At 47.0% G+C, this 11,875-nt stretch carries 13 protein-coding genes, 1 tRNA gene and 1 rRNA gene; 4 read left to right on the plus strand and 11 right to left on the minus strand.

Features of this window, described 5'->3' with window-relative positions:
- Positions 1–101: 101 nt before the first annotated feature.
- The gene (locus AC5W2J_RS14030; protein ID WP_496060073.1) at positions 102–533 is read right to left on the minus strand and encodes a VOC family protein; all 432 of its coding nucleotides are present in this window, start codon (positions 531–533) and stop codon (positions 102–104) included.
- Positions 534–683: 150 nt separating this feature from the next.
- On the opposite strand from AC5W2J_RS14030, the gene AC5W2J_RS14035 reads away from it, so the two are divergent.
- Positions 684–1,781 carry an acyltransferase family protein gene (locus AC5W2J_RS14035; protein ID WP_496060074.1) on the plus strand — a complete coding sequence of 366 codons (1,098 nt, stop codon included), beginning with the start codon at positions 684–686 and terminating at the stop codon, positions 1,779–1,781.
- Between the two features lie 45 nt (positions 1,782–1,826).
- Here the strand turns inward: AC5W2J_RS14035 and AC5W2J_RS14040 are convergent, their stop codons facing one another.
- Positions 1,827–2,600 (minus strand): tyrosine-protein phosphatase, encoded by a 774-nt coding sequence (locus tag AC5W2J_RS14040; protein ID WP_496060075.1) that lies wholly within the window; start codon positions 2,598–2,600, stop codon positions 1,827–1,829.
- Positions 2,601–2,850: 250 nt separating this feature from the next.
- On the opposite strand from AC5W2J_RS14040, the gene AC5W2J_RS14045 reads away from it, so the two are divergent.
- Positions 2,851–4,107, plus strand: coding sequence for a M20 family metallo-hydrolase (locus AC5W2J_RS14045; RefSeq protein WP_496060076.1), 1,257 nt, complete (start codon positions 2,851–2,853; stop codon positions 4,105–4,107).
- 34 nt (positions 4,108–4,141) lie between these two features.
- Here the strand turns inward: AC5W2J_RS14045 and arsD are convergent, their stop codons facing one another.
- The 6 genes from arsD to AC5W2J_RS14075 all read right to left on the minus strand — a co-directional run bounded on the left by arsD (position 4,142) and on the right by AC5W2J_RS14075 (position 9,757).
- On the minus strand, positions 4,142–4,498 hold the full coding sequence (gene arsD / locus AC5W2J_RS14050) for an arsenite efflux transporter metallochaperone ArsD (protein WP_496060077.1): 357 nt from the start codon (positions 4,496–4,498) through the stop codon (positions 4,142–4,144).
- A gap of 18 nt (positions 4,499–4,516) precedes the next feature.
- Positions 4,517–4,936: an arsenate reductase (thioredoxin) gene (gene arsC, locus AC5W2J_RS14055; protein ID WP_496060078.1), complete on the minus strand. Its 420-nt coding sequence runs from the start codon at positions 4,934–4,936 to the stop codon at positions 4,517–4,519.
- A gap of 19 nt (positions 4,937–4,955) precedes the next feature.
- Complete coding sequence (locus tag AC5W2J_RS14060) at positions 4,956–6,251, minus strand: arsenic transporter (protein WP_496060101.1); 1,296 nt, start codon at positions 6,249–6,251, stop codon at positions 4,956–4,958.
- A gap of 21 nt (positions 6,252–6,272) precedes the next feature.
- Complete coding sequence (locus AC5W2J_RS14065; RefSeq protein ID WP_496060079.1) at positions 6,273–6,623, minus strand: ArsR/SmtB family transcription factor; 351 nt, start codon at positions 6,621–6,623, stop codon at positions 6,273–6,275.
- 16 nt (positions 6,624–6,639) lie between these two features.
- The gene (arsA, locus tag AC5W2J_RS14070) at positions 6,640–8,397 is read right to left on the minus strand and encodes an arsenical pump-driving ATPase (RefSeq protein WP_496060080.1); all 1,758 of its coding nucleotides are present in this window, start codon (positions 8,395–8,397) and stop codon (positions 6,640–6,642) included.
- A gap of 124 nt (positions 8,398–8,521) precedes the next feature.
- On the minus strand, positions 8,522–9,757 hold the full coding sequence (locus AC5W2J_RS14075; protein ID WP_496060081.1) for a YeeE/YedE family protein: 1,236 nt from the start codon (positions 9,755–9,757) through the stop codon (positions 8,522–8,524).
- Between the two features lie 153 nt (positions 9,758–9,910).
- Between AC5W2J_RS14075 and AC5W2J_RS14080 the strand changes: the two genes are divergently transcribed.
- Positions 9,911–10,720 (plus strand): SDR family oxidoreductase, encoded by an 810-nt coding sequence (locus AC5W2J_RS14080; RefSeq protein ID WP_496060082.1) that lies wholly within the window; start codon positions 9,911–9,913, stop codon positions 10,718–10,720.
- 106 nt (positions 10,721–10,826) lie between these two features.
- A complete protein-coding gene (locus tag AC5W2J_RS14085; RefSeq protein WP_496060083.1) occupies positions 10,827–11,057 on the plus strand; it encodes a DUF2798 domain-containing protein in 231 nt (76 codons plus the stop codon).
- Between the two features lie 40 nt (positions 11,058–11,097).
- Here AC5W2J_RS14085 and AC5W2J_RS14090 read toward each other — a convergent pair whose 3' ends face one another.
- From AC5W2J_RS14090 to rrf, 3 genes are all read right to left on the minus strand, one after another.
- Positions 11,098–11,424 (minus strand): hypothetical protein, encoded by a 327-nt coding sequence (locus tag AC5W2J_RS14090; RefSeq protein ID WP_496060084.1) that lies wholly within the window; start codon positions 11,422–11,424, stop codon positions 11,098–11,100.
- Between the two features lie 183 nt (positions 11,425–11,607).
- Positions 11,608–11,683, minus strand: a tRNA-Thr gene (locus AC5W2J_RS14095).
- A 70-nt stretch (positions 11,684–11,753) separates the two neighbouring features.
- Positions 11,754–11,870, minus strand: a 5S ribosomal RNA gene (gene rrf, locus AC5W2J_RS14100).
- Positions 11,871–11,875 lie beyond the last annotated feature (5 nt).

Consider the following 11,875-nt stretch of genomic DNA (forward strand, 5'->3'; position numbering starts at 1 on the left):
TTTTCTTATGTGAACACACCATTTCATACCAAAAAAAACGGTGGGTCGTGTTGATTAAATCGCACGGGCTGTTATTTGTCAATTATTAAAAAGGCACTGTTTTAAGGAATAATGAGCATGCCCTGGTCATCGAATTCCCAGTCTTCCCCGTACGCCACTTCCCATATGAACCCGTCCAGGTCTTTAAAATAGCCGCTGTATCCTCCCCAGCTTTGTACCACTGCTCTTTTTACAATCACCGCTCCTGCTTGTTCCGCCCGATTCAGCATTGCGTTCACCTCTTCTTTAGAGGTCGTATTATGAGCAAGAGTAAAACGGGGAAACCCTTCTGCAGTATCCGCTGCTGCTTCGCCTATTTCCTTTTGCAGATTCTCCAGTGGAAAAAGCTCCAGTTTGGTGCCCCCGTTATTAAAAAAGACAATCGCAGGCTGTTCTCCTTCTGCTGTTGTTTCAAATCCCAGGCCATCCCGGTAAAAAGCCAGCGAGGCTGAGATATCTTTTACTCCTAAACAAATCAAATGAATACTATTCATGCTGTTCTCCTCCTTCTTTTAGTTTTTCTTTCTTTGTGGCAGAGCGTTTTCCTGCTTTTTATTTTCAAAAGACCTTTTTTGTTCTTTATTAAGAATGTAAATCGTGGTACAGTTTTTTACATACATTTACTTAAACAGGAGGAGAACCCGGTGCCGCGAAAAAAACTGGCTCTTATTCAATTTTCACGAGCTTTAGTCCCTTTAATGGTCGTAACGTTTCATGCAGCGGCCAGCGTCATGTATTATTTTGAGTTTAATTTTCTCGGGCTTTCCGCTTATCCGCTTTCCGGCGGGGTGAACTACTTTTTTGCGTTAACCGGCTTTATGGTTTTTTATATTTATTATAAAAAAATGGCCCGGCCTGAGGAGCTCCGTCCTTATCTGCTGCAGCGGTTTATTCGGATTTATCCACTGTACTGGATTTTATCCTTCGTATGGCTGATGGTTATTATCCTTCTGCCGGCTCATTTTGGCGCCGGTCACGAAACAGAAGCCGCCACACTGTGGTATTCGCTGCTTCTGCTTCCGAGTAATCAGGCGCTTGATCCTATCCTTCTTGTTGCCTGGTCTCTGATTCACACAGTATTGTTTTATGCGGTCTTTTCTCTGCTTTTTTTAAAACAGCAGAAGCTCGTCCGGGGATTTTTTATCTTTTGGATCGCAGGCTCCATTGTGTATGCATTTGGTATGGTACCCGGCGAACAAGAGCTTGTTTATTTTGCATTCAGCCAGTATAACCTTATGTTTGCCGCCGGGATAGCGAGTGCATGGCTTGTGCTCCGCGCACCTCTTCCTTCCAGGGCAGGCTGGCTGTTCACTGCCGCCGGGTTGGCTGGATTTCCGCTCACCTGGGCCAACTACCATTACGAATGGCTTCCTTTAGCTTTTGATTTCACGACAGGAGCTGCTTCTGTTCTTCTTCTCATCGGCCTGGGATCCATTGATCTTAGAAAGGACATTTATCTTCCACGGGCTCTGGATTATTTAGGAAGAGCCGCATTTTCTATTTACCTTTCCCACCTCGTTCTTCTCGATATGCTTTCCGAGCTGTTTGCCGCACTTTCCTTGTTTGACCTGTTGGGAGGGTGGGTGACTACCCTTCTTTTTATCCTTCTTTCCTCAGCAGGCGGCTGCCTGGTCTACTCCTATATCGAGCGCCCTTTAACAAGTTATTTAAAAGACAGGCTTATTACAAACCCGGCTTCGGTTCCACGGAACGTTCGGCAGCCTCGTTCTTCTATTAGATAGATGGTAAAAGAGACCCCAGCCTGCACTCAGGCGGAGTCTCTTTTTTTAAAATATACCAAATATTTTCTTCTTTTTCTTTTTTTCAAATGGTTCCGGCTGATCCAATCCCACAGGCTGGTCATCAAAGATAGCCGCTGCGTTTTCTTTAAACATACTGCTTATTTCCGGGCCAAATACGTCATCTACATGGGCATAGGCTTCAGCTAAAGCGAACGGACGGTGGTCAATGCCGTGGGCATCAGAAGAAATAATGTGGGCCAGATTATGTTCAATCAGCGTTTCGCAGAACTGCTGGGACGCTTTGCCTCCTTTTCCTGACAGAGCTTCCGCTGTAATTTGGGTAATGGCTCCGTTTGTTACAATATCAAACAGCTTTCCCGGTTCTGACACAAAAGTCTTGTTTCGTTCCGGATGGGCAATTAATGGAATATAGCCCGCCACCTGAAGGTCATAAAAAAGTCGCTTTAAATAAGAAGGCACTTCCACCGAAGAAAGTTCAATCAGTAAATAGCGGCTGTCATTGAGGGTAAGCGCCGTTCCGGCCTTCAACTCTTCGAGTATGTCCCCGTTAATACGAATCTCCTGTCCCGGTTTTATTTCAAGAGGGACTTCTTCGTATTCAAGCAGGGAATTTAATTCCTGTACTTTGCTGCGGATCATGTCTCCGCTGTTTGTAAACATGCCGTTACGATGGTGAGGAGTTGCCACGAGGGATTCAACCCCTGCTTCCACCGCCGACCGGGCCAGTGCAACGGAATCCTCCATTGTTTTTGGGCCGTCATCTATACCATGTAAAATGTGGGTATGCAGATCAATCATAGGTGCTGACTCCTTTGCGTTGTAGTATTTATCGCTCGTTACAGTATAGCAGAAACACCCATATAAAAGCAGGAGTGCCCCTGCCTCTTTTCCCCTCTTCTCTTGAATCAAATCTTTAAATACTTATGCCGTCTTCCTTAATGTTAAACAATTCAAAACATTTCGTTACATTATGTCTAATGCCTCTGCTGCGTTTTTTCTGTAAAATCGATCCCATATCCTTTTTCATACTAAAGAAATGAGGGATCACATGACAGTTGGCAGTTCTTCTCACATTTATGAAAAACGAATAACAAACCGCATTCATACCCTCTCCCGGATCGGAAAAATTCAGGACACCGGCGTACGGCGCCTGGCTCATTCTCCGGAAGACGTGGAAGGGATTGAGCAGGTAAAAGCATGGATGGAGGAGGCCGGTCTTAAAGCAAGAATAGATCATTTCGGCAACCTCATTGGCCGTTGGGCAGGTAAGGATCCGGAAGCCCCCGTACTTATGCTTGGCTCTCATATTGACAGTCAGCCCTATGGCGGAAGGTTCGACGGCCCTGTAGGCGTTCTGGGAGCATTAGAAAGCGTACAGACACTCATAGAGGAAGGAATAACACCTCCCTGGCCTGTAGACGTCATTGCATTTGCCGACGAAGAAGGGGCCCGGTTCAACAAAGGACTGTTTGGCTCCCGCGGTATTTTAGGCGAGGTGACCGAAGAAGAGCTCGAGCGTACCGATGAGAACGGCGTATCGCGCCGGAAGGCGCTGCTCAGCATGAACTGCGACCCTTCACAGTTCAGCTCCTCTGTTTATCCCAGGAATTCTATTCGGGCTTATCTGGAAATGCATATCGAGCAGGGATCCATACTGGAGGAAAAAAATGAGCCGATCGGCATCGTAACCGGCATTTCCGGCCCTCTATGGCTGACGGCAACCTTTACCGGATTTGCCGGGCACGCAGGATCTGTGCCGATGCACCTGCGGCAGGATGCCCTTCTCGGCGCCGCAGAGGCTGTCACAGCTTTGCATGCTATTGTTTCTGAACATTCACCGGCGCCTACGGTAGGAACGGTGGGCAACATGACGCTGTTTCCGAATTCACGGAATATTATTCCGGAAACCGTCTCCTTTACTATTGATCTGCGTGATATTGACCTCGAACGCCGCAACGTCTGTGAACAAAAGCTCATGGATGAACTTTATGCGATCTGCGAACGCCGGGGACTTGAGCTCGACCTGCAGGAAGATACGAGGAGCGATCCCCGCTATTGCGCGGACTGGATTATGAATTATATGAAAGAGGAGGCTTCCGGCATGGGGGCGGACAGCATTCCACATCTTATGAGCGGCCCCTTTCATGATGCTCTTCCCCTCTCCCGGGTTTGTGATTACGGCATGATTTTTGTCCGCTCCGAAAAGGGCATCAGCCATAATCCGGCAGAGTTCAGCACCGATGCAGACATTGCTGCCGGCACCGAATTGTACTACCGCACAGTGAAACGCATGCTCCAAACGTAAAGAAAGATGCCGGATTCTCTCGGCATCTTTCTTTTTATTTTTGCATAAGGTCAATCGTAAACCCTGACTTTTTTTCTTTTAAGTCGTCCGGGGTTGTTTCCGTCCATTCAGCCAGTTCAGCGTTGGAAGGATACCTCCCCTTCAGGCGGCACTCGTCGTTAACGAATGTAAGAGGCAGCGCGTCCACCCCTTCTTTCTGAAGAATCTGCTGCACATCGCGGTTTTCAATAAATGCATGCGGCTCCGCGCTTAGATTGTAGCGTTCAATCTCGGCTTTCCCCTGCAGCATATGAAGTGCTGTCGCAACTCTCGTCAATTCGGGATCAGTGGTCGGCCCGCAAACCCCTGTAGAGCAGCACATGGAAGGATCATACATTTTAATGGATGTCATGATATTATCCCCTCTCTTTTATTTTTCTGTATTGGCAAATTCCTGCAGGCGGCCGCCGATTTCATCACGGACACGCTGGAAAAACTGCCATTTTTCTTCTTCTGTTCCCGTCGCTTTTGCCGGATCATCAAATCCCCAATGTTCGCGCTTCACATGAGGAGGCGTCGTTGGACAGCGGTCCGCTGCGTCTCCACATAGAGTAACAACAAGATCTGCATTGTTTAACACCGTCGTATCAATCATGTCAGATGTCTGATTGGAAATATCGATATTCACTTCATTCATTGCTTTTACCGCATTGGGGTTCAGGCCGTGCGCCTCAATGCCTGCACTTTTTACCTCCCACTCACTGGTGAGCAGCTCTTTTCCCCAGCCTTCTGCCATCTGGCTCCGGCACGAATTACCTGTACATAAGAAATACAGCGTTTTTTTCTCCATCTTTTTTTCTCTCCTTTGATTATAAAATAAGAACCAGCCATAAATAAAGGCCGATCAGCGTAATAAGCAGCGTTGGGACTGTTAGTACAATTCCTACCTTAAAGTAATAACCCCAGCTGATTTTAAAGCCTTTCTGCTTTAATACATGAAGCCACAGCAGCGTGGCTAACGAGCCAATAGGAGTAATCTTCGGCCCCAGATCCGAACCGATTACATTGGCATAAATCAGCGCTTCCCTGATCTCAGCGGACGTCACCGTCTCCTGAATCGCGAGCGCATTAATAAGTACTGTTGGCATATTGTTCATCACAGAGGACAATATGGCTGCGATAAAGCCCATGCTGATGGTCGCCGCAAACATGCCGTGTTCTGCCGTCCATTGAATTCCTTCGGCAAGAACTCCTGTCAAACCTACGTTACGAAGGCCGTAAACGACCACATACATACCGATGGAAAAGAACACAATCGCCCACGGCGCTCCCTTGACTACAGTCGCTGTATTAACAGCTTCGCTTCTTCTGGCCACCAGCAGAAATACAATCGCAATGACGCCGGCAATAAGCGATACTGGAATTTCCAGAAATTCACTTCCAAAATAACCAACCAGCAGAAGACCAAGAATCAACCAGGACAGCCGAAACATTTTTGCATCTTTCACAGCATCCGCCGGGGCCTTCAAATCAGCCACGTTGTAACGATCCGGCAGGTCTTTTCTGAAGTAAATCCACAGCACAAGAATACTGGCTCCCAAACTAAAGAAGTTTGGAACGATCATACGGGTGGCATATTCTACAAACCCAATACCGAATACGTCAGCTGATACAATATTAACCAGGTTACTGACAATCAACGGCAGAGACGTAGCGTCTGCAATAAAGCCGCTGGCCATAATAAAAGGCATAATCATTTTTTCTTTAAAATGAAGATTACGGACCATCGCCAGTACAATAGGCGTTAAAATTAATGCTGCTCCGTCGTTGGCAAATAAAGCCGCCACCACGGATCCAAGCAGAATAATATAGATAAACATACGCAGTCCGCTGCCTTTAGCAAGCCTGGCCATATGCAGCGCGGCCCATTCAAAAAATCCTATTTCATCTAAAATAAGCGAAATGATAATAAGGGCAACAAACGTCAATGTGGCGTTCCACACGATTCCGGTTACATCCTGTACATCCTGAAAAGAAACAATTCCTATCAATAAAGCTATAATAGCTCCCCCGCACGCAGACCAGCCAATACCCAATCCTTTTGGCTGCCAGATAACCAGCGTCAGCGTAACGAGGAAGATGATACTCGCGAGTCCTACTTCCATCGTCTCAAACACTCCCTGATATTATTCGCAGCAGCTGATTCGTTTGCCTGCTGCAATGAGTTCTTCTAAATGGTGATTTTGATCAGGAACGTATTCAAGCATATCCTTCACCAAATCATATCCTTCAAATGAATCATTCAAAGAGTACACAATCCACTGCCCTCTTCGATGTTCCTTTACCATGCCAACGTCTTTCATTTTTCGGACGTGCTGACTGACAGAAGGCTGGCTCATCTCAAAAATTTCTACAAATTCACATACGCAGCAGTCATGATCAGCAAGAAGACGAAGCATGGTGAGCCTTGTCTTGTCTCCCATCAGTTTCAAAATAACAGCGGTGCGTTCTATTTCCAATAGGTTCTTTGTTTCCATTAATTCCTTCCCCTTTCTAAACACTCTGCGTAGAGGCTGCTGCGGTTCCGGCCGGTTTCCAGGGAATCAGGACGGCACGCTCTGCAAGTTCTGTATTCACTTTATTTATCCATCTGTACTCTGCGGCGCTGCGCCCCTGCAGAACAGGATCTTTCGTTCCGGCCCCATACAGACTTTGGTTAATAATCCAACAGTACGGCTGAATCGAGGCCCGTTTCAGATCTTCCTGAAGTCTTTCTGCTTCAAGCACCGGTGTTGCTTCGGGAAGGGTGACAACCGCTACAAAGGTCTCCTTCGGATTGCGCAGTCTCGGCAGCAGATTGGTAACCGCCTTATTAACGGAGCCGCTGCTTCTTTCTACTTCTTTTTCATAAGAACCCGCGGAATCAAGCAGCAACAGTGTATGGCCGGTCGGCGCCGTATCGATAATGACAAATTCATTGTCCGCCTGCTCTACTACTTCGGCAAATGCCTGAAAAACAGCAATTTCTTCTGTGCATGGCGACTCCAGATCCTCTTTAACGTAGGCCAATTCATCTTCTGTCAGATCTTCTCTAACGTCCGTCAGTACCTTTGCTTTATAATCAGCGACGACCTGCTTTGGATCGATGCTGCTTATTTTTAATTTTGCTTTCATGTCTTCTGTAAGACCGGCATGGGATAAATGATTGGCCGGATCTGTCGTAGTTAAATGGACCTTCAACCCTTTTCTCACCAGTTCCACCGCTACAGAAGCTGCAACGGTCGTTTTACCGACACCGCCTTTTCCCATTGTCATGAAGACACCTTTTTCAAGCGGAGCCAGCTCTTCGACAATCGAAGACAGTGAAGGAAGTACAAGCGGCTGCCGCTCTTCTTCAGAAGCTGCCGGGCTTCCGGCCTCCTCTTCGTTCCAGAGGCGCCTTAATGAATCCATTCCCGTTAAATGAAAACCAAAGAGCGGAAGGTAATACTGCTTTTTATCTGCAAAAAATGCCGGCATGGCATCTACGGCTTTCTGCTGGCCCTGTTCGAGCTGCACGGCTGTAGCGTCCTCTGTGCTGCGCTGAAACAACCCATTAACTATCAGTTTTTGGTTCACTATGCCAATATCCTGAAGCTCCCGCCCTGCCCGTTCCGCTTCTTTTAAAGAAGACACGTCCGGTCTTGCTACCAGAATTAATGATGTTTTTTCTCGATCCGTTAACGTATGAAGCGCATCTTGGTATAAGTCTTTCTTGGCTTCGAGTCCCGAAAGTGGTCCAAGACATGAAGCACCATGGTCGCTCGTTTCCAGAAAAGAAGACCAGGCAAGCGGAAGCTGCAGCAGACGCAGCGTATGGCCGGTCGGTGCTGTATCAAATAAAACAAAGTCATAGGCATCTGCAATCGGTTTATCGGTAAGCAGGTGCGAGAATTCGTCGAACGCAGCAATTTCTGTCGTGCAGGCTCCTGAAAGCTGTTCTTCCATATTTGTAATGGCGTCTTCAGGGAGAAGCCCCCGGTACGGACCGACTACCGAATCCCGGTATGTTTTTGCGGCTTCTTCCGGATCGAGATTAATCGCATGCAGGCCCGGGACAGAAGCAATCGCTGTAGCTGTCTGCTCGATTTTCTGTTCAAACACATCCTGCAGGTTCGAAGCAGGATCGGTGCTTACGAGCAGCACATGCTTTCCCCTGTCTGCTAAAGAAGTACCGATCGCGCAAGCTGTCGTTGTCTTGCCTACCCCGCCTTTGCCTGTAAAAAACAAATAGCGGGTACTGTTTAGGCTTTCTGCCTGTAATCGTTCCACTAATATCACTCCATCACTATATAACTATTTGCTTATATACTAATGCAGAAAAATTTATATGTCAACCGTCGTTATGTATGAAAGAACAGGAAGAGACCGGGTCCCTTCCTGCTTTTCCTCTGTTCTATTTTTCTTTTTTTGATCGAGTAAGCTGCAGCTTCTTTTCTAAGAAGTAGGCACTGTATACGCCCAGTACCGCAAAACAGGTCCATACCCACGCATGCAGACTGAAAGAGGCAATGCCGCTGAAGTAAGCCCCAACGTTGGCTCCAAAGGAAATACTGGCTCCATATCCCATCAGGAGACCTCCCCCTAAAGCCAAAAGCACGATCCGCCGTGGAATGCGTTCAAAGCGGACGAGCCCGCCGATAGTCATCGTAAGGAACGTGCCTGTGATAACACCCAGGTTCAGCACACTGGTTCCATCCATAAAGATCGTCTGCTGGAGCGCGGCCAGTCGGTCTTCTGCAACCCAGTACTGCCACTGCTCTACATTTATCCCTGTTAACTCCACGAGCTGGGATCCCCATAAAATAAAGGCTGCCGTCAGTTTCCACGGTTCGCCCTGCACCATTAGTGCTGCCGCGTTCAACACAGCGAGCAGAAGCGCTCCAACCCACAATGGCCATGATCCAAAAAATACTTTTCTCCAACCAACCGCAGCCGGAAGAGCAGGCAGCACAGGCGGTTTTTTTCTTTTCTTGTACATATAGGAACCGACTGCCACCGCTGCAAAAACGAGCAGGGAAAGAAGCCAGGCTCCGACATAACCAAGTCCTGTATCAACCGCCAGCGAAATATCCGGACCTGCCGGAAGCGTGTCATTCCAGAATCCAAAATGAGAAGCGCCGATAACGGCTCCCGTCAAAAATCCCAGGAGCGTACACATCATGGCAGAACGGCCTCCTTCTGCTTTGTATAAAGAAGACGGCGCCATGCCGCTTCCCATTTCCATGCCAAATCCAAATAGAAACGATCCGACAACAAGTCCGACACTAATAGCCGAAACGGCTCCTTCGGGCGTAGCATTAAACCATCCGAGGTCAAACACAAAAATAGGCATGAATAATGTGGCTGCGATCGCCAGCATAAGCATGTGGGCACGCAGCATCTGTGTATTTCCGCTTTCGACAATTTCCCGGTATACTGCAGAAAATCCAAAACGGGCATGAAACAGCGTAAACCCTATACCTGTTCCGATCCAAAACAACAACACAAGAGACCACCCAGAATAAAAATAAGCAAAGTATGTAAGTACAAGTGCCGCCGCCAGTCCAATAATCGTCAATATATTCTGTGGATCTTTTAGTTCAATCCCTGATGAAGACTTTTCCTTTTCATTCTTTTTTTCCTGTGACAAATAACCACCCCTTTATTACATATAGCCAACTAATGACTGTACCCTTTTTAAAGACGTTTATAACGATAATCTACCGGCATGGAAAAAAGGATTTTTTAAACAAACAGGGAACTATAAGCGGAGATACGTTTTAATTATAAAGGGGGACAAGAAATGAAAACGATTTTTATTACCGGGGCCTCGTCAGGTATCGGAAAAGCTTCTGCGGTGTACTTTGCGAAAAAAGGCTGGAATGTAGCAGCTACGATGCGAACGCCGGAAAAGGAGGAAGAGCTACAAGCCTATCCATCCATTAAACTGTTCTGTCTCGATGTTGAAAAAAAGGAAACGATAGCACAAGCAGTACAAGAAGCACTGTTGGAATTTGGTGCGGTAGATGTTCTATTAAATAACGCAGGCTATGGATCAACGGGCATATTTGAGGCGGCTGACGACAGTGAGATCCGCCGGCAGTTTGATGTGAACGTCTTCGGTTTAATGGATGTTACCAAAGCCCTCCTGCCCCATTTCCGATCGCGGCAGGACGGGCTGATTATGAATGTCACATCTGCCGGGGGCCGGGTCGTACTTCCGATTACCTCTCTTTATCACGCTACGAAATTTGCCGTCGAGGGATTCACAGAATCCCTCGCATTTGAATTAGGTTCACAGGGCATCCGGGTCAAACTAATTGAACCAGGCGTTGTCCTGACCGACTTCAGCGGCCGGTCAATGGCTTTTTTTGAAGACAACAGCCTGGAAGACTATAAAACCTACAGCCGCGACCTGCTGCAGAAAATGAAACAGCTGTCGAGCGGTGGCTTTTCCCCTGATATTGTGGCTGAGGAAATCTACCAGGCCGCCACCGATGAAAGCCCTCAGCTTCGGTATGTGATTGGAGAAGATGCCAAGGAATTTATAGCTTTGAAAGAACGGGAGGGCGCAGAGGCCTATTTCGAGAAAGTACAGCACATGTTTTCCTGAAAGAACTGGCACGCCCTTTAAAACGTTCTTTTATGCCTTTTTTTGTTTCTATAGTATACTGTGTCACGAGACGTTCGCAAAAGAGACAGGCTAAAGGAGAAACAACATGAAAATCAATAAACGATATGAGCATTTAATCTTCACGTTTTTGATGGCGTTTGGCATGTCCGGACTTATTTCACTGATTATGCTTTTAGTAAACAACGGCTTTACGGCCTGGTTTCCTTTATGGTTGCGTTCCTGGCTGCTTGCCTTTATTGTGGCATTTCCGCTCGCTTATTTTCTACCGCGCGGCATTCGAAAGCTGATGAGCCGCATTGAGTTTACCAACAAATAAAAAGGCATCCTCTCTTATGGAGGATGCCTTTGCTGTATGTTTAAACGATGTCAAATGCTTTCAGCATGTCTGAATACTTGCTGTTCACGCGGCCTTCTTTAATATCTATAGAAGCGATCACAAGCCGTTTCTGCTCTGTCGGCTTTTCACTGTCTATGAAAGTGAGCCCCTTATCCCATAGAAAATCGTGGATATGCTCTTCCCCGTCCACCGGATCAAACCCCATATCAAAGCAGGCAGCCAGAGTGATTTCAACAAGCATCACCAGTTCTTCTCCCTTATCAATGCGGAGCACTCTCGTTTGAGATAAAGTTGGTGCCGTTGGATAACCTACTAATTCGTCTCGTTCGTACGTTTTTGCTTCCATAGCTATCTTCTCCTTCTGTTGATTCGTCGTTTTATGTTCTTCATAAGAAGGTAACATACCCATGCTTATAAGAACTTTCATTTGACTCCCTATTATACTAAGCTCAACCCAGCCGTAAGCTCCATATACAATAAAAACCTCTTGAGTGATTATACCATCCCAAGAGGTTAAGCGTTTGTGTAATGGAGCTTCCTACCGGATTTGAACCGGTGACCTCATCCTTACCATGGATGCGCTCTACCAGCTGAGCTAAGGAAGCATGTATAGTATATAGAAGAAAAATCTGATCTCTTGGAGATCAAATTTTCTATAAAACTTATAAATAATTAGCCCGGCAACGTCCTACTTTCACAGGGGGTCGCCCCCCAATTATCATCAGCGCACAAGAGCTTAACTTCCGTGTTCGGCATGGGAACGGGTGGGACCTCTTGGCTATCGTCACCGGACGGGT

This window comes from Sinobaca sp. SA16-1 (assembly GCF_059510515.1).

Coding starts and splice junctions, on each gene's coding strand:
- AC5W2J_RS14040 (WP_496060075.1), bottom strand. CDS start 2,600: ATGATTGATCTGCATACCCACATTTTACATGGTATAGATGACGGCCCA.
- AC5W2J_RS14080 (WP_496060082.1), top strand. CDS start 9,911: ATGAAAACGATTTTTATTACCGGGGCCTCGTCAGGTATCGGAAAAGCT.
- arsD (WP_496060077.1), bottom strand. CDS start 4,498: ATGACATCCATTAAAATGTATGATCCTTCCATGTGCTGCTCTACAGGG.
- AC5W2J_RS14065 (WP_496060079.1), bottom strand. CDS start 6,623: ATGGAAACAAAGAACCTATTGGAAATAGAACGCACCGCTGTTATTTTG.
- AC5W2J_RS14030 (WP_496060073.1), bottom strand. CDS start 533: ATGAATAGTATTCATTTGATTTGTTTAGGAGTAAAAGATATCTCAGCC.
- AC5W2J_RS14060 (WP_496060101.1), bottom strand. CDS start 6,251: ATGGAAGTAGGACTCGCGAGTATCATCTTCCTCGTTACGCTGACGCTG.
- arsC (WP_496060078.1), bottom strand. CDS start 4,936: ATGGAGAAAAAAACGCTGTATTTCTTATGTACAGGTAATTCGTGCCGG.
- AC5W2J_RS14090 (WP_496060084.1), bottom strand. CDS start 11,424: ATGGAAGCAAAAACGTACGAACGAGACGAATTAGTAGGTTATCCAACG.
- AC5W2J_RS14085 (WP_496060083.1), top strand. CDS start 10,827: ATGAAAATCAATAAACGATATGAGCATTTAATCTTCACGTTTTTGATG.
- AC5W2J_RS14045 (WP_496060076.1), top strand. CDS start 2,851: ATGACAGTTGGCAGTTCTTCTCACATTTATGAAAAACGAATAACAAAC.